At 47.6% G+C, this 16,137-nt stretch carries 18 protein-coding genes; 15 read left to right on the forward strand and 3 right to left on the reverse strand.

All coding sequences use genetic code 11. From position 1 onward, the window contains the following. Window positions 1-128: 128 nt before the first annotated feature. The 4 genes from MZO40_RS09715 to MZO40_RS09730 all read left to right on the forward strand — a co-directional run bounded on the left by MZO40_RS09715 (window position 129) and on the right by MZO40_RS09730 (window position 3,185). On the forward strand, window positions 129-296 hold the full coding sequence (locus MZO40_RS09715) for a hypothetical protein (protein ID WP_003639876.1): 168 nt from the start codon (window positions 129-131) through the stop codon (window positions 294-296). 705 nt (window positions 297-1,001) lie between these two features. After that, window positions 1,002-1,841, forward strand: a complete 840-nt coding sequence (locus tag MZO40_RS09720) for a DegV family protein (protein ID WP_050339898.1) — start codon at window positions 1,002-1,004, stop codon at window positions 1,839-1,841. Window positions 1,842-2,017: 176 nt separating this feature from the next. Next, on the forward strand, window positions 2,018-2,746 hold the full coding sequence (locus MZO40_RS09725; RefSeq protein ID WP_050339897.1) for an LrgB family protein: 729 nt from the start codon (window positions 2,018-2,020) through the stop codon (window positions 2,744-2,746). Window positions 2,747-2,765: 19 nt separating this feature from the next. Further along, window positions 2,766-3,185 (forward strand): CidA/LrgA family protein, encoded by a 420-nt coding sequence (locus tag MZO40_RS09730; RefSeq protein WP_050339896.1) that lies wholly within the window; start codon window positions 2,766-2,768, stop codon window positions 3,183-3,185. A 463-nt stretch (window positions 3,186-3,648) separates the two neighbouring features. On the opposite strand, the gene MZO40_RS09735 is transcribed toward MZO40_RS09730, so the two are convergent. Next, window positions 3,649-4,191, reverse strand: coding sequence for a GNAT family N-acetyltransferase (locus tag MZO40_RS09735; protein ID WP_165861064.1), 543 nt, complete (start codon window positions 4,189-4,191; stop codon window positions 3,649-3,651). A 409-nt stretch (window positions 4,192-4,600) separates the two neighbouring features. Here MZO40_RS09735 and MZO40_RS09740 point away from each other — a divergent pair, with 409 nt between their 5' ends. The 3 genes from MZO40_RS09740 to MZO40_RS09750 all read left to right on the forward strand — a co-directional run bounded on the left by MZO40_RS09740 (window position 4,601) and on the right by MZO40_RS09750 (window position 6,425). Then, a complete protein-coding gene (locus tag MZO40_RS09740; protein ID WP_162937045.1) occupies window positions 4,601-5,473 on the forward strand; it encodes a metallophosphoesterase in 873 nt (290 codons plus the stop codon). Between the two features lie 56 nt (window positions 5,474-5,529). After that, window positions 5,530-5,769, forward strand: coding sequence for a PLD nuclease N-terminal domain-containing protein (locus MZO40_RS09745; RefSeq protein WP_181186370.1), 240 nt, complete (start codon window positions 5,530-5,532; stop codon window positions 5,767-5,769). A 299-nt stretch (window positions 5,770-6,068) separates the two neighbouring features. After that, on the forward strand, window positions 6,069-6,425 hold the full coding sequence (locus MZO40_RS09750; protein ID WP_101874116.1) for a bacteriocin immunity protein: 357 nt from the start codon (window positions 6,069-6,071) through the stop codon (window positions 6,423-6,425). 92 nt (window positions 6,426-6,517) lie between these two features. Here MZO40_RS09750 and MZO40_RS09755 read toward each other — a convergent pair whose 3' ends face one another. Then, a complete protein-coding gene (locus tag MZO40_RS09755) occupies window positions 6,518-7,000 on the reverse strand; it encodes a Fur family transcriptional regulator (RefSeq protein WP_003639868.1) in 483 nt (160 codons plus the stop codon). Window positions 7,001-7,190: 190 nt separating this feature from the next. Here MZO40_RS09755 and MZO40_RS09760 point away from each other — a divergent pair, with 190 nt between their 5' ends. After that, window positions 7,191-7,760: a hypothetical protein gene (locus MZO40_RS09760; protein ID WP_105960997.1), complete on the forward strand. Its 570-nt coding sequence runs from the start codon at window positions 7,191-7,193 to the stop codon at window positions 7,758-7,760. 248 nt (window positions 7,761-8,008) lie between these two features. Here MZO40_RS09760 and MZO40_RS09765 read toward each other — a convergent pair whose 3' ends face one another. Beyond that, entirely contained in the window at window positions 8,009-9,289 is a 1,281-nt protein-coding gene (locus tag MZO40_RS09765) for a hypothetical protein (protein WP_105921685.1), read from the reverse strand. A gap of 341 nt (window positions 9,290-9,630) precedes the next feature. On the opposite strand from MZO40_RS09765, the gene MZO40_RS09770 reads away from it, so the two are divergent. The 7 genes from MZO40_RS09770 to MZO40_RS09800 all read left to right on the forward strand — a co-directional run bounded on the left by MZO40_RS09770 (window position 9,631) and on the right by MZO40_RS09800 (window position 16,089). Then, window positions 9,631-10,182, forward strand: a complete 552-nt coding sequence (locus MZO40_RS09770; RefSeq protein WP_056952637.1) for an NADPH-dependent FMN reductase — start codon at window positions 9,631-9,633, stop codon at window positions 10,180-10,182. Between the two features lie 35 nt (window positions 10,183-10,217). Further along, entirely contained in the window at window positions 10,218-10,484 is a 267-nt protein-coding gene (locus MZO40_RS09775; RefSeq protein WP_252133250.1) for a hypothetical protein, read from the forward strand. Between the two features lie 97 nt (window positions 10,485-10,581). Next, window positions 10,582-11,250 (forward strand): endonuclease III domain-containing protein, encoded by a 669-nt coding sequence (locus MZO40_RS09780; RefSeq protein WP_088770591.1) that lies wholly within the window; start codon window positions 10,582-10,584, stop codon window positions 11,248-11,250. 245 nt (window positions 11,251-11,495) lie between these two features. Further along, window positions 11,496-13,487, forward strand: a complete 1,992-nt coding sequence (locus MZO40_RS09785) for a PTS glucose transporter subunit IIABC (RefSeq protein ID WP_105960998.1) — start codon at window positions 11,496-11,498, stop codon at window positions 13,485-13,487. A gap of 283 nt (window positions 13,488-13,770) precedes the next feature. Continuing rightward, window positions 13,771-14,568, forward strand: a complete 798-nt coding sequence (locus MZO40_RS09790) for an SDR family oxidoreductase (RefSeq protein ID WP_252133251.1) — start codon at window positions 13,771-13,773, stop codon at window positions 14,566-14,568. A 159-nt stretch (window positions 14,569-14,727) separates the two neighbouring features. Beyond that, window positions 14,728-15,183 (forward strand): MerR family transcriptional regulator, encoded by a 456-nt coding sequence (locus MZO40_RS09795; protein WP_050339885.1) that lies wholly within the window; start codon window positions 14,728-14,730, stop codon window positions 15,181-15,183. Window positions 15,184-15,258: 75 nt separating this feature from the next. After that, the gene (locus MZO40_RS09800; RefSeq protein WP_105961000.1) at window positions 15,259-16,089 is read left to right on the forward strand and encodes a Cof-type HAD-IIB family hydrolase; all 831 of its coding nucleotides are present in this window, start codon (window positions 15,259-15,261) and stop codon (window positions 16,087-16,089) included. The last annotated feature ends 48 nt before the right edge of the window (window positions 16,090-16,137 follow it).

The following is a 16,137-nucleotide window of genomic DNA, read 5'->3' on the forward strand; positions in this document are numbered from 1 at the left end:
TTATCAGATTTGTGGCGACATGCCTACTGAAGAAAGTCATTGTAAAGTGTCTTTACTATCCGAAAATGTCGGCAGATTATATAATGAACCCAGTTAATCGCTATTGGCAAAGTGAGAAGGAGTTTTCTATGGAAAAGACGTATCGGACCAAGACGTATGGAGAGATGCCACTTAAGTTGGATACTGGAAAAGGTTGGATTTTTCCTAAGGGTGTAGAAGTCAAAGCCCACGTTGACTTAGAAACTGGGCAAGTGAGCTTTTTTATCGCCCCGGAAGACCTTGAGAAAATGAAATAGTTCATGTAAGTATGGTAATGGCGGTGTTCAGTGACTGGTTTTGGCCGGTGACTGGGCGCCGCTATTTTAGTTTACGCGGCGATTGTTTAAATTATTCAGAAGTTTTCGTGCGTCGAATGATTTGCGCGTTAGTTTAACGACAAGTTCGAGCAAGATGCCCACTTAAAATTTGAAAGTTGGTCATCGGTAATTTTCAGCCGGCCCCGGAAGTCGGAATATGGCGCGCACCGACTGACGAACAGTAAGTCAACAAATGGCATGATTTAATCCGTTTTAATGCTAAAGGATAACTAGCACAATACATATCAGAACAAAATAAAAACCTCCGTATCGGGGAAATACGGAGGAAAAGGGAAGTAAATCGGTAAAAATGTAATTAAGTACACACACATCATTACTTGGGGAAGTAATCATTAAAGTTAGGGGGTCGTTAAGGATTGGGATTTCCTTAATGACTATAAACATAGTATAGCGGCGATGCATGAAGAAAGTGTGACGGGAAATTTTTAAAAACGTGATTTCCCGACGAAAAAGTGCGGTCAGTTGAATGCTAAATATGATGATTTTTACAAAGTTTATAACAAAATAAGACTAGTCGGAAAGGCAGAAGTGGCTTGAAACGTTGATATAACAGGATAAATACGATGTGGTTTGGTCGAGATGCTATAATTGGGCACAAATTGATTGAAAGGTGTTTTCTAAAATATGACAATTAAAATCGTCACCGATTCTTCGGTCCAATTAACGGCGGCCGAGATTGAACAGTATGATATTGAAGTTGTTCCGTTACTCGTGGGGTTCGGTGGCGACTTGATTGCGGATACAGCGGTCAGCGCGGCTGAATTCGATCAACAGATGGCAGTCAGCCCGATTCTGCCTACGACTAGTCAACCGCCAATCGGTGACTTTGTGACCTGCTACGACGCGCTGACGAAGGATGGCAGCCAAGTCTTATCCCTTCATCTGACCGAGACGTTGAGCGGAACGGTGAACGCAGCCCGTCAAGCAGCTAAGTTGGCTAGTGGTGATGTGACCGTCATCGATACCCAAGCCGCTGACCGGGGCATGTCTTTTCAAGTGTTGACGGCTGCGCGGATGGCCCACGCCGGAGCGGATATGGCGGCCATTTTAGCTAAAATCGCGGTGATTCGGCAACACACCAAGACTTATTTATTCGTGGATACCCTGGATAATTTGGTCAAAGGTGGCCGGGTGCCGAAGTTGGCAGGGGTGGTCACGAACTTGATCAAATTAAAATTTGTCTTTGAATTAGTCGATGGAAAATTAAAATTCTATACGCGCGGTCGGGGGAAGAAAGCGCTGATTAAAGCGCAGGCCCAAATCCTAGACCAATTGGCGGATGCGACCCGGGTCGAAGCAGCCGGAATTTCGTACGTGGGGGAACCAAGCGTTGCGGAAGCGCCTGAAAAGCTCCTTCAGCAGGTCGTGCCCCAAGCTGATTTACTGGTTGCGCGAACTAGTCCAATTATTGCGACTCATACGGGTGTTGGCGCTTACGCGTTGATGTTCTATACCGTCGATTAAATTTGACAGGACGCACTACTATTAAAGAATGCTTTGATGTGTTATAATTAATGAATAATAAATAAGAACCGTGTTGGTGCACTGTTCTGAGCCTAACCACCATTTTAATGATGACTAGACCCGGATGGGGCACCTTTTTTGTCACTCTTTTTCACCAAAAGAAAGTAGGAACTTATGTGAGTTATCTTCTCAATAATCCGTTTTTCGGGATCGGGTTGTCGGTCTTAGTTTATGGGATTGGCGAGTATTTCTATCACAAAACAAATCGCTTTGTGTTATTCCAACCATTGTTCTTTGGAATGCTGCTCGGGATTGGTTTATTGGTATTGATTGCGTCGATTCTTAAGGCACCCGTGCAAAAAGTTTATGAAGCGTACCAAGTTGGTGGCGATTGGCTATTCTGGTTTGTGGCGCCGGCCACGGTATCGTTTGCCGTCCCACTGTATAAGCGTAATGATATTTTTAAGAAACACTGGGATGTCATCTTGATGGCCCTCGCGATTGGTTTGTTATTGTCATTATTCGGGATTTACGGTGTGTCTCGCTTACTTGGATTGACCGATGCGGCGCTGGGCGCGATGTTAGTTCAAGCAGCCACGACCGCGATTGCCTTGCCTGTCGCTGAATCGGTGGGCGGGGATCAAGCAATTGCCGCGTTTGCCGTGATTCTGAATTCAGTTCTGATTTACGCGTTAGGCGATCATTTCATTCGGTGGTTCAAACTCCACAAAAATCCGCTGGGCGCGGGACTGGGCTTTGGTATCGCGGGTAACGCCGTCGGGGCCACCAAAGCGATTGAAGTCAGCGAGGCCGCGGGTGCGACAGGGGCGATTGCCTTCGTCGTTGCGGGAATTTTGGTCAATTTTATGGTTCCAGGTTTTGCACAGTTGATTGGGTTAGGCTAGACGGTCCGGGAGGGATTCGATGAAAAAAGGCGCATTTATTAAACAAATTGTCATTTATGGCTTGATTTTGTTAGCTAGTAGTTTGATTGCTAATTTAGCCAACAAACTCTGGCCCGCATTTCCAATGCCAACGCCGCTCATTGGGATGATCATGTTATACCTGTTGTTGACGTTCAAAGTGGTCAAGCTTGAGCAGGTTGCCGGCGTTAGTAACTTTTTCGTTCAATTCATCAGTCTGATTTTTATCCCATCAGGAATCGCGTTGGTGACGAAATTAGACGTGTTGAAAGCGGAAGGTGTTCAAATCGTGATTGTGATTATCGTTTCGACGTTGATGTTATTGCTATTTACCGCGGGAATCGCCTGGATTTTGATTCAGGTCAAAGAATGGCTAGCAGCGCGACGAAGCAGTAATCAGATGGAAGTTGAAGAAGATTAAATCTTGGTGGCACATAATTTACTTGCGAGTAGATTGGGTACCAGTTGGATCTAATCGAAACGAGGGCGCTTGAACTCGTTTTGGCTATGACGAACTCGTGATAGCAGGCCGTTACCGGTAATTATCGGTAGCGGCTTTTTTAGATACGGGCGAAAACAACACGCTGTTGAATGGCCGCCATCCTTGCCAGGTTGCGTTTGGATAATAAAAAAGCCACCACATCAGCGGATGTAGTGGTCAAGGAGTAGGAAACATCAAAGTGGGGGCTTTGATGAACCCCATTCATTAGACTTGGGGGAGTCTATGAATGAAAGTGATTATTGTGGTACGTTATGGCAGCAACGCACCCATAATCTAAAAAACTAAAGAATATTAAGGATCGATAGTTAGTTGGTCACTTTCTATCAATCTGCGACTATTATAATTGCAAAAGTTATTGGCTGCAACTAATTGAGCTGATTAATTAGTTTAAAGTGACTCTAGGCTGAAAATCCTCGGCAAATAATCCCATGTGATGAAGGTCGATGCGTTGCCCGTCACGCTTGATAGCGCGCTTGTTTGTGCCCTCAAATTCGAAGCCACTATTCTGATAAACAGCGATGGCCGCGGTGTTTGTTGCGATGACGTCCAAACAGACCTTATAAAGGTTCAATTCGTTAAAAGCATAGTTGAGAATCAAGCTCAGCGCTTCGGTCCCATAGCCATGACCACGTTCTTCTGGGTCTCCAATTGCAATCGCCAGCTGGGCAATCTGGTTGTTCCATTCGATGTTGAAGAGGGTCACGAAGCCCATTAAGTGGTCGTCTTCAAGACTATGAATATGAAAATAGTATTCCGTATGACGGTCCAGGTTGCGGTAAGTCCGTTCAAGGTCTTCGCCCGTAAGCGGCCGCGCCGCCGCGGTGTCCATTTTACGAACGAAATCAGCGTCTGTATACCAGTCACTGATTTCATCAAAGTCTTCTGGTTGTGGCACGGCTAAGGCCACGTGGGGCCCAACAAACATATTTTTCAAAATAATCCCTCACTTGTATGATCAAATCTTACTTCAATGGTGGCGACTTAACGGGTCGTTGTCAACTGTAAATTTTAGCACGATCACGCCTGGTCAGTAGTTACAGACCTAGTTATCAGTCGCGCGCTTGTTCAGCAGCTACAGACCTAGTGATCAGCCCCGTGACTGGTCAGCGACCGTAGACCTAGTTATCAGTCCCACTCTTGTTCAGCAACCGCAGACCTAACTGTCAGTTCCACGACTGGTTAGTAGGCCCAGCCATAGTTAATAGCGTCATGACTGGGCTAGTTGGCCGTGCGTAAAGAGACGTTTGCATAAACTTTACAGTTACTTTATATGAAGGTTGGTAAAACTTTACGTTGGCTCGCTATATTAGAGGTAACCATATGGTGATTAAAGTATGAGAGGGAGGATCGAATTGCGTCCTTTACAAGTTGTTCAGATTTCTGATCTACATTTAACCCCACGCGGCCAAGTTCCAGTACACGGCCAACAGTATGATCCCTGGGCCAAGTTAGCGAATATCATCGAAGACATCCGCCAATTACCAACATCACCGGATTTGATCGTCTTTACCGGAGACTTGATTCATGATGGCAGTGCCGATGACTATCAACGGTTGCACGCTATCGTCCATACGATGGAAGCGGAGTTCGATTGTCACGTGCGCGTGATTTTAGGAAACCATGACCAGCGCGCCGCTTTTTATGAAGGCTACTTGCCGGCGGACCCCGGCCCGTATTATGCGAGTCGGATGCGAATCGGCAATAATGATTTTTATTTCTTGGACTCCAAGGTCAGCGGCTACGAGGCCGGTTGGTTAGCTCCGGCCCAGCTGCAGTGGCTCGGCAAGCATTTACGCCAGGCGCCGACGAAACGGGCCTTTATCTTCTTACACCATCCGTTAGATGGGCCCACATTGACGAATATGCACTATGCGATCTTGCAAAATACCCCAGCGCTACTTTCCGTCTTACGCGGGCATAACTTGGGTGGCGTCTTTTCCGGCCACGTTCATTTTGCCACGCAGTACTTAATTGGGGACAATATTTTGAACGCGGTTGCAGGTTCGGTTGCCTACGCAATTGATTGCCACGATCCGCACCACCACTACGTCTATGAAGGTAGTAGTTACCAAATCATTACAATCGATCGTGGCCAGGTCGGTGTGACCACCCGGCAACTTATGCACGGGACCAAAGTGATCGACGAATTCACGATTGCTAGTACGAAATTTGTGGAACACACTCCCAAAGGATACCAGTCAAGATAGCGCTTTCTTGATTAAGCGCGTATAATGAAACCAACTAATCAGGGAGGTGCTTGACAATGCATTTATGTGGTCATCACAAACAAGAACGGCGTGCAATGCCACCGAAAGTCAAACGGCGCTTACAGCAACGCTTGCTACCGATTGCGGCATTAGAAATCACGGCAACGACGATTGTGGTCGCGGATGTGTTACGGGCGAAATCGTTCCGGCATGGTCATCGCTTAGGATGGTTGCTATTAGCATTTGTTCAACCAATCGGCCCATGGCTATATTTTATGTTTGGTCAAGAACGTTAGGCTAGCTAGCGAATTAATGGGTCAGTTGAAAAGTCTGAGTGTTGCTCGGGCTTTTTTCATTACGGAGATTTAAGCTACACCGGTTAAGAACCGCATGCTTCAGTTAAGTGAACCGTCTGAATATTGCGACATTGTTCGACTGATTTTGACGTTTATGAGTGAATCGTTGACGTTTATGATGATGATGCCCCGCTTCATTAGCAAGCGTGTACAATGAAGATGGGAATCAAAATAATTGTGACTTGAGATTAATTAGTTGTTATGAAAGCTCAAGTTTGCAAGTAGGGGGATTATTCGCGATGCAGAAAGAAGTAGAATTGCGGCAACAAGCACAACGGGATATTCAAGGACTGATTGTTAAATTGAGTGAATGGCCTGACCAATCGGGGGATTTGTTGGACATCATTGACGTTCTCGCGCAAGTCGATAAAAAGATCGGAACGGTTCGGAATCCGGAAGCACTGGTCAATCGGCTGGTCAACTATATCCGAAGTGTTGCCATTAAGGGCCGGTTGCACTTTCCTGATGACGAAGAAAAACTCATGATTGATTTGGGAACCATTGGTCAAAAAGCTGGACTAAACGGGGCCTACATGGCTGACTTTTCCGACAAATCACAATTTTACGGGATGTTGGAAGAGGTGCCACAACATTAGGCCGCGAGTGGGCGGATGTTGAGTTAACGTAAACGATAAAATGATTGCAACTTGATAACTCATCAGGTCGCAATCATTTCGTTTACAATCAATTATTCACTATGCGTCAACTTCAACCGTTTCAAATCAGTCGTCTTAGTGACATTAAGCAATTTCTGGCAGTCAGGGCACAATCCGTAGACTTCCATGTTATGGCCCGTGACTAAATAACCGGAGAGTTCCGCGGCCTTGGCTTCGACACTGCGGAGGTCTGGCTCAAAAACGTCGGTGATTTTACCGCAATTTTCACAAACAACGTGATAGTGTGGGCGCCCGAAAAAATCGTAGTGGGTGCCGGCATCGCCATTTTGGAGCTCGATGACGATCCCTAAGTCCACGAAGAGTTTCAAGGTGTTATACACGGTTGCGAGACTAAGATTAGGTAACTGACTTGCTAACTCCTGATAAATTGTTTCGACGGATGGATGATTATGGTGAGTAATCAAATAGTTAAGAATAATTTGCCGTTGCGGCGTTACACGAATCTTGTGGTCCTTTAATTGCTGCAAGGCTTGGGTCAACATATCTTCTGCCACGACGCGATACCTCCTTTTATCATATTCACCCTTATTAAACCACACTTTTTAGAAGGATTCCAATTTAGAAACATTACTAGATAAAACTTTTGACAAAATTAATTAACGAAATCCATGAAACCCCTTTACTGGGGGTGGATGAGTGAGTAAACTAACGATAATTAAGTTGAATTCTGATGGAGGTGGTCATATGACACAAGCAATTGTTCCAGCCTTACCAATTGAGCGCGCACGGTATGAGCAAGCCTATGTGCTCGGATTAGAAGCGATGACGCGTGTGATTCAGCGGCTAACAAGTGAATGTGAAGCTGGCGTGGGACCAGATGACCGGTTTCCAATCTTCGAAGTTAGTTATCAAATCACACCAACGGAACTGACGATGGCAACGATGCAAACGCGTGCCAATCAGCTGGCGATTCGTCCGGTCCTCTTGAGCGCTGATTCTCGCCAGATGACCTTGAGATTCCAGCTGTTACCACCGACTGGCAAAGCGGTCTGGACACCAACGGCAGGGGCACTCTGGCGCTTGTATGACGGCTTTCTCAGTAATTTACGCGGCATGCGCCTACCAGCAACTGCCATTCGCGTCAGTCTTGCAGCTAGTTCGCAAGCTGACGCCATCGTGACGCCGCTGCGCCCCAGTTTTCGGAACTATGCGATTCAGGGGCCCACAATAGTTCGTTATCAGCGACACAGGCATCCGCTGCCGACACAGTCACGGCGAGCGACCATTTATCAGCTGAGCCATTACTTACGCTGAAACGAGCGGGAAATCATCGTTCAGGTTGTATCTGAGTAGTCATCATGAATTGGCTGACAACCGCCTATGATTGGCGCGAGAGACTTCTGGCGTTCATCGCGGCGGATGGCTGGCCAGAGAATCAGGTTTCACATGAAATAGGCCGATTCAAGGCAGCCAGGTCACCCAGGCGCACTTACCAACCAAAACTAGCCTACTAAAAGAGCAGTCACTCCAAATCGGAAGTGACTGCTCTTTAGGTTACAAAATTAAGCTTGATGACGCAATGTCGTTGCATCGGTTTCGGCCACGGCTGGTTGTGGCTTGGTTTGGGCCCAGACGAGTAATTGCGCCTGGATGTTCTCCAAAATCTTCATTGAAAGCTGATAATCGCGTTCGGAGCCGGTACTGTTGAAGCTTAACGTACATGTTCCGGCGAAGGTGCTTGCGGCAATCTCCATGGTTGGTGAGGGATGGAAAGCACCGGAAAAGACGCAGTTAACGACTGATAGGCCGTGAAAACGCAGGCGTTGTTGGTCGATCACACCAAAGTTGGTGTAGCGCAAGGCGGGCTGTGGGAGCCAGCGATTGGTCATTTTGCGCATGACGGTAATTGGCATCGTGTGGTTCATTTTTTGTAAATTGCTGAGACGATATAGGAACGCGACCCGGGTTCGTTCAACCGTCAATAAATCGTGGACTTGCTTCACTAAGTCGTTGAAGGGTGCGTCGATATCAACATGGATCGTGAGAAAGACGTTGACGGTCAGGTTAGCGACTTGGGTGACGTCTTCAGCTTCAGCGGTGAATCGGCGTAAATCAATTGGGCAGGGTAACGTCACCGTGGTGTGGCCAGTCAGGACTTGGAGGGCTTTGGCGTAAGCAGCCAGGATTGCTTCGCTAATACCGACATCTTGAGCTTTAGCCACACGACGGACGCGCATGAATTGCGTACTGCTCAGCATGACGTGACCACCGTGGCGGAGATTGATACCCGGATAGTGGGGTAGTTTCACCATGCCAGTCACCATTGGGGCGTGTCCGCGTGGTCGGGAGAATTGCCGCTGAATCTTGGTGATAATTGGCCGTAAACGACGCTCATTATGGAGGTTAGTCAGGTCTTCTTCATTGTAGGCTTGTGCGAGTAAATATAAGTATTCTTTGAAGCCCCGATTGTCAGTCAGCAGGTGACTCATAAAAGCCTGCAAGACATCGTAATCGCCATGATGGATGACGAAGAGTCGCAACTGGGGCCCGTTCGTAAAGTCAAAATCAGTATTTTCAGGACTGTACGGGCTCTGAACTTCTTGGATAACTTGGTTGACTGGTTGATCAGTAACGACGAAGCGATTACGGTCAACTTGGTAGTGGCCGAAAATCTCGGGCACGACTTGTGCGGAAGTGAGAACGGCAGCCTTGAGTCGTTCAACATCGATCTGGCTGGAAAAGACGATGCGTGAACGCATGAGTGGTGCGGTGCCAGTTGTATGTAACATATTTAAAAAATCAAGTGCTTCACCACGATAATACACGATTAACCCCCCAATCATTTTCTCTAATCATTAGTATAGCAGACTCAATTCAATGCGATAGGTACGGCAGTTTGTTTTTGGAAAAAGTTAAGAAACATTTTTGAAAATTTATTAATGTGCCGTTCAAACCGGGCTTGAGTCACTCATGATTGAAAATCATTAGGGTGCTGGCCTGCGGATTAAAATAATTATTGTCGTCAACGTAAATGATTTCAACTAGTACGACGGTAGCACCAGTCACGTGGTCAACCAAGCTTGCGTTGGCCTAAAAGAATCGTATTTTTTTGAAACCGGTTCCGACCATTACCAGAAAAAGGGGTATACTAAAGTTAACTACAACTTAAAGGAGTTTGAACACGATGAAGATTGTCGCACTTGTCGGAAGTATTCGACGTTCCTCGTATAACCGGCGACTGGCAACGTTTGTCCAAAAACGTTATGCAAATCAGATGGACGTCACGATTCCGAATCTCAGTGAGTTACCTTACTACGATCAGGATATTGAATTAGAAGCACCGGCGGATGTTCAGGCATTCAAGCAGTCAGTCTTAGCAGCCGATGGTGTGATTTTTGTCACACCGGAATACAATCATAGTATTCCTGGGGTGCTGGGCAACGCCATTGACTGGTTGTCACGTGTCGAGCGACCGTTGATCGGTAAACCGGCGATGATTCTAGGCGCGACCATGGGCCCCTTAGGAACCGTACGGGCGCAGAGTCATTTACGCCAAATCCTAGATTCACCAGGCGTTGGTATGCGCGTCTTACCGGGCGATGAATTCTTGCTAAGCACCGTTCAAGCCAAGATGAATGCCGCTGGACAGATTACGGATGACAAAGTGGTGGCATGGCTCGATCATTGTGTTGCAGATTACCTTAAGTTTGCTCACCAATTAGCTGTTCGCGACTAATTCGGATCAATTATATGGATAAGGGGAAGTTTCAGATGAACAAAGAACGTAAGTTGATTTATGTCATTTTAAATGATGAAGATGTTGAATATGATTTGGAAGAATTACCAGATCAATACGTGGTCTATATTCGTCAGCAGGCTGGTGATCCACGCGACTTGCCGTTAGTGAACACTGAGATTCAAAACTTATTTAAGGACGCCGAATTGGACTTTGAAGAAAAGGTCAAACCAGAAAATCACAAGGCTGACATTGTCTTAGCCGTAAAGCGCAGCGTTGTTGCCGACGATTATCCTAAATAGCATCAAGTAATATGGTCGTAGCGGATCGGAATTTTGCCGCTACGGCTTTTTTTAGTTAACATGACGTTAGCAGAACTGATTCCAAGGAGCATAGAAAATGACAATTGAAACCTTATATCAACAACTATTAGCGGCGATGGGCCCGCGGCATTGGCTCGAAGATGGTGTCCCACCGGCCGAAACGCCGTGGGAGATTTTATGGGGTGGCATCCTAGTTCAGAACACCAATTGGCGCAATGTGGATTATGCGCTGGCGAATTTGAAGACGGCGACCGGCTTTGACCCTGAACGGCTACTAGCTTTAAGTGATGAGACGCTGACGAAATTGGTCAAACCCGCGGGCTTCTATACGCGCAAGGTACCGACATTGAAAAGTCTGGCGGCGTGGTGCGGCCGATATGAGTTTGATCTGGCACGGATGCGGGCGCTACCGGCAACGCAGCTCCGCAGTGAATTGAAGGCGTTACGAGGCATTGGCGATGAGACGGCTGACTATTTTAGCATGTACGTCTTTCATCAGCCGACGATTATCGTTGATACGTACTTGCGGCGCTTGTTCACATGGCTCAACCAACCGTTACCAAGTAACTACATGCGTGCGCAGCAGTTGATTATGCAGGCGTGGGACTACGATTTGACGACGGCATGGGAGTTTCACGCGTTGGTCGTGGATTTCGGCAAGGATGTCAAGACTGCGGCTGATTTTGCACACTCATCCTTGGCAACGCAACGATTAACACTTGATTCTAAAGGTTTGGCAAACTAATTAAGTAAGCTCTGAATCTAGTCAGAACCGCTGGATTTCAAACGGGTTTGATTGACCGTCCGAATGGGGGCGGTTATTATTAGATTTATAAAAGAAAGCGCTTTTATAGTTAAAGGCGTGACTTGGTGAGTTAGGTCAACGACGATTGGTTGTTCGGGGTCGTATTAGCTATTTTTAATCGCCAGTGGTCGTTGAGCTTGGTTTGTTAACAACGCGATTAATTGAGTCAAAGGGGGAGAATCGCTATGAAGCAAGTGCATTTATTAACGCCGGTCGCAGGGCAGCTAGTTCCGCTTAAGGCGGTCCACGATCCAGTATTTTCACAAGGTATGATGGGCGAAGGCTTTGGTATTGAACCAACTGAGGGCCAGGTCGTCGCGCCAATCAGTGGTAAGGTCACGATGGTGGCGGCTAGCCTTCACGCCATCGGGTTTACGGGGAACAATGGTCTGGAAGTGCTCGTGCATTTAGGAATCGATACAGTCGAATTGGCAGAGAACCCACCGTTTACAGTTACCGTCCATGTCGGGGATACCGTGGAAGCGGGTGACAAAATTGCCACGATGGATCTGATGGCGATTGCGAATGCGCATAAGGCCACCACCGTCATTATGGCCGTTACGAATTCGATGGATCACGTCACTAAGCTGACACCAGAAGTCGGCGAAGTCCGTGCGGGTGTTGTTGGCGCAGTCGTTGAACTCAAAGAGGACGTGCCGGAACAGCCTATCGTTAAGGGCCAGGGTGGCAAGTACGATGAACTCGCCACTCAAATCATTGCCCAAGTAGGTGGACCGGTCAATATCAAGAGTGTCATCCACTGCATTACCCGAGTTCGCTTTTACTTGAAAGACGAAGGCAAAGCGGACGATGACGCGATTCGCAATCTGAAGGGCGTTATCGATGTGGCCAAGGCGGGTGGCCAGTATCAAGTGGTGATTGGTCCCGCCGTTAACGACGTCTATGATGCGATCGTTGGTCAACTTGGCGCTGGCTTTGGTGACGCGGATGCCTCCGCCGTTGCGATGGAAAAGGAAGCGAACCGGCTCGCCTGGCAGAAGATGTCGCCGTGGCAGAAAGTGAAACACGGGTTTAGCAGTCTGATTGGGGTCATCACGGGCTCCATGATACCAGTGATTGGCTTGTTGGCCGCTTCTGGTATCTTAAAAGGGATTCTGTCGTTGTTGACTAATTTCAAGATAGTTTCGGCAACCACGCCGACCTACGTTATCATCAATGCGATGGGCGACTCGGTCTTCTACTTCCTACCGATTTTCGTGGGCTTCACCGCCGCCAAGAAACTCGGCTCGGATCCCGTTATCATGGGAATTGTTGGTGGGGTGCTCACTTATCCAGCCATCGTTGGGATGGCGACGACTGGTAAGGTGACCGGACACCTGTTAGGGATGGCAATCAATGCCAACTTCTTCGGAATCCCGGTACACGTGGCTTCCTACACGTACTCGATCTTCCCAATGATTGCGGGGGCCTGGTTAGCAAGTAAGTTGGAACCATGGCTCAAACGGGTGATTCCAACGGTGCTACGGATGATTTTTGTGCCACTGTTTGAAGTTGTCTTGATTTCCGGTGCGATTATCCTGATTCTCGGCCCAGTCATTACCGCGTTATCTGGCGCTTTAGCTGCCGGAATCGTGGCGATTTACAAACTAAGTCCGGCTATCTCTGGTTTGATTATTGGTGGCTTTTACCAAGTACTGGTTATCTTCGGCTTACACTGGGCGATCATTCCAATCGTGGTCAACGATATTACCACAACGGGTCACAGCTACCTGAACGCCATCGTTTCTGCAACGATGGTCGCGCAAGGTGGTGCGGTCTTGGCGATTGCGTTGAAGTCTAAATTCGCTAACATCAAGGAACTCGCATGGCCAGCCACGATTTCAGCATTCTGCGGTGTTACTGAACCTGCAATGTACGGGATCAACTTGAAATACGGTCGGGCCTTCATCACCGCAAGTATCGGTGGTGCGGTCGGCGGTTTCTTGACCGGACTCTTTAACGTCAACATGTGGGGCTTTGCCGGCTCCCTGATTGGATTCACCTCCTTCTTCAATCCGAAGGGCATCGACTTCAGCTTCTACGGTTTCTTGATTGCATCTGCAGCTGACTTGATTGTCGCCTTCGCATTGACTTGGATGTTCGGCTTCTCAGACAGTGACGTTAAGAATGTGAAGACGGCGCCGAAGAAGAAGCATCTTGGGCAGCAGGTCGCATAGGTCAAACGGGTCGCATTGAATGGTTTACTGAGATTCGGCTAAAATTTTTAGCGTAAAATTGAGCTCTTATTGGCAGTCATCGTAAATTGGTGGCTGCCAATTTTTTGTGGTCGCAGCGGTGACGGTTGGGGGACGATGACTTAAGCGCAGTGCACGCCAGTTTCTAAGTCAGCAGGAAACAGACTTTTATGGTACCTTCCTGACCATAAGCAGTTTTGATTGACAAACGCAACTAAATCCGTTTTAATGTAACTAATGAAGTTACAATGAGGAGCGGGTTAAGATGAAATATGCGATTACAGGTGCTACGGGTCATTTGGGGCAACAGATTGTTGCGGCTATCAAACCGTTAGTGGACCCCAGCGACTTATATTTAGGCGTTCACACGCCTAGTAAAGCACGGGCTTATCAACAACAGGGCATGCAGGTGATGGCAATTGATTACCAACAGCCAGAACGATTAAAAGCTTTCTTCCAAGATAGTGATGTCTTGATTTATATCCCAAGTAAGAGCCACGACAGTTATTCGCGGGTACAAGAGTTTGAGAATGTCTTAGCGGCAGTCCAGCAAGCGAATGTGCAGCATTTGTTAGTGATGGGCTTTATTGCTGACCAAGCCAACAATCCATTTGCCTTGTCAGCATTTTACGGCTACGTGCCACGGCGGTTAGCTGGTACTGACCTCAATTATACGATTGTCCGCAATGCGCTGTACGCTGATCCGTTGGTGCCGTATTTACCAGAATTAATCGAGCGGCACAACGTCATTTATCCGATGGGCGACCAGGCTTTGAGCTTTATCAGTCAGTCGGATAGTGCCGCGGCGTTTGCCAAGGTCGCAACGACGCCAGATTTATTACAACGCGGCCGCATCTACACGCTGACTCAAGAGCAGGCCTACACGATGCCAGAATTGGCGGCCGTTTTGAGTCAAGTCAGTGGACAACCGATTGGCTATCAACCGGTATCGTTGCAGGCTTTCAGCGATATGTATAATCAGAATAATGAAGGTCCGATGTTAGCGTCAATGTACGCGGGTGGGGCCATGGGATTGTTAGCAACGGTCAGCGATGACTACTAGCAGATTATGGGCCAGCCAGCACAATCCTTAACTGACTACTTACAAACGACGTACCGTCTTAGCTAATTAATCACACAAAATTCCCAGTGAGTTAATGGTGGCGACTAGATTCCATGCTATAATCTAGTGTAATAGCAATTTTGGAAAGGAGGCGCCAGCATGGCAAACGGGACGCGTAGAGATTTACGCGAGCTATTCCATAAGGGTCAACTAACGATTGGCATTAGTGAATTGAGCAGAATGACTGGTGTCTCGCCACGACAACTGCGGTATTGGCAAAAAAAGGGGTACATTATTCCTAAGAATGAGGATGAGCCAGGTCAGGCACGCATTTATACCATGAAAATGGTTATCAAAGCGGCCGCGATGAGTAACTTACTCCAAACTGGTTATACGTTGAAGGCGGCGGCCGCTCAGGTGGATGAGCGGATGCGACCAGCCCAAACGATGTATCACGTCATCTTTGATCGGTATCAAGGGTATCAAGTGGCGGACGATGGCCAGATTCTAGTCGATTTGGGGCCATTTGACCCCCAACCCGAGCAGGAATTATTTGCCAAACTCGTGGGGGACAAAGTGGTGTTTGATTTGAAGAATCGGCGGGAATTAGAGTAGTGAAGTCCTTAGGTCTGGGGGAATCTCAGGCCTTTTTGTGACGGATAGGCAACTTGTGAAAGTAGGAAAAGCAAGATGAAAACAATTAAACTAATCGTAAGCGACATCGACGGTACCTTAGTTGACAGCCACGGCCAATTATTACCCGCGACGATTACGGGTGTTCAAGCGGCGGTCGCAAAGGGTGCAAAGATGGTGTTAGCTTCAGCGCGCTCACCCAAAGGGATGTTTGGTATCGCCCAGCAGTTGGGGATTAATTCTACAATGATTGCGTATAACGGGGCGCTAACGGCAACCACTGATGCCAATGACCAACTGACAGTCTTTGAGGAACGGGCGGTTGCTCCTGAATTGGCACGGTCGGTCCAGGCGTTGATCGCCCGAGAATGGCCAACTGCTTCCATCAATATTTATACGAATAATGACTGGTTGGTGGCCAGCATGGGTCAGTGGGAGCAACAAGAAGCTGACGGCATCGGCTATCAACCACACGTGGCTGACCTTGCCGACTGGCTACAAGTGGCGCCAACGCCAGTGCACAAAATTATGATTATGGCGGAGGCTGCTGTGATTCAAGCAATCGAGCAACGACTACAAACGTCTGAATTTGAGGACTTAGCCGTTTATCGTTCTAAGGCGACGTATCTAGAAATCGTGGCCACCGGTGTCACCAAAGCCGCTGCTTTGAAAAAACTGTTGGCGGATGAACAACTCACAACAGCTGAAACGCTGGGGTTCGGCGATAACTTCAACGATGTTGCGATGCTCCAAGAAGTGGGCGTCGGAGTGGCGATGGGCAACGCGCCTCAAACTGTTAAGGATACCGCGGATATGGTAACGACTGATAATGATCATAATGGTATTCAACTAACCTTAGCACGGTATTTTGCTGATGTAACGCGTTAATTAGTACGTTCGGCTGAGAAACGTTAAAATAATACAAAAGAGGAAGTC

The sequence above is a fragment of the Lactiplantibacillus sp. B652 genome (assembly GCF_023806745.1).
In the GTDB taxonomy this organism is placed as follows: Bacteria; Bacillota; Bacilli; order Lactobacillales; family Lactobacillaceae; genus Lactiplantibacillus; species Lactiplantibacillus pentosus.

Coding starts and splice junctions, on each gene's coding strand:
- MZO40_RS09715 (WP_003639876.1), top strand. CDS start 129: ATGGAAAAGACGTATCGGACCAAGACGTATGGAGAGATGCCACTTAAG.
- MZO40_RS09775 (WP_252133250.1), top strand. CDS start 10,218: ATGAACAAAGAACGTAAGTTGATTTATGTCATTTTAAATGATGAAGAT.
- MZO40_RS09770 (WP_056952637.1), top strand. CDS start 9,631: ATGAAGATTGTCGCACTTGTCGGAAGTATTCGACGTTCCTCGTATAAC.
- MZO40_RS09760 (WP_105960997.1), top strand. CDS start 7,191: ATGACACAAGCAATTGTTCCAGCCTTACCAATTGAGCGCGCACGGTAT.
- MZO40_RS09800 (WP_105961000.1), top strand. CDS start 15,259: ATGAAAACAATTAAACTAATCGTAAGCGACATCGACGGTACCTTAGTT.
- MZO40_RS09750 (WP_101874116.1), top strand. CDS start 6,069: ATGCAGAAAGAAGTAGAATTGCGGCAACAAGCACAACGGGATATTCAA.
- MZO40_RS09790 (WP_252133251.1), top strand. CDS start 13,771: ATGAAATATGCGATTACAGGTGCTACGGGTCATTTGGGGCAACAGATT.
- MZO40_RS09720 (WP_050339898.1), top strand. CDS start 1,002: ATGACAATTAAAATCGTCACCGATTCTTCGGTCCAATTAACGGCGGCC.
- MZO40_RS09780 (WP_088770591.1), top strand. CDS start 10,582: ATGACAATTGAAACCTTATATCAACAACTATTAGCGGCGATGGGCCCG.
- MZO40_RS09730 (WP_050339896.1), top strand. CDS start 2,766: ATGAAAAAAGGCGCATTTATTAAACAAATTGTCATTTATGGCTTGATT.
- MZO40_RS09785 (WP_105960998.1), top strand. CDS start 11,496: ATGAAGCAAGTGCATTTATTAACGCCGGTCGCAGGGCAGCTAGTTCCG.
- MZO40_RS09795 (WP_050339885.1), top strand. CDS start 14,728: ATGGCAAACGGGACGCGTAGAGATTTACGCGAGCTATTCCATAAGGGT.
- MZO40_RS09765 (WP_105921685.1), bottom strand. CDS start 9,289: ATGATTGGGGGGTTAATCGTGTATTATCGTGGTGAAGCACTTGATTTT.
- MZO40_RS09745 (WP_181186370.1), top strand. CDS start 5,530: ATGCATTTATGTGGTCATCACAAACAAGAACGGCGTGCAATGCCACCG.
- MZO40_RS09740 (WP_162937045.1), top strand. CDS start 4,601: ATGAGAGGGAGGATCGAATTGCGTCCTTTACAAGTTGTTCAGATTTCT.
- MZO40_RS09735 (WP_165861064.1), bottom strand. CDS start 4,191: ATGTTTGTTGGGCCCCACGTGGCCTTAGCCGTGCCACAACCAGAAGAC.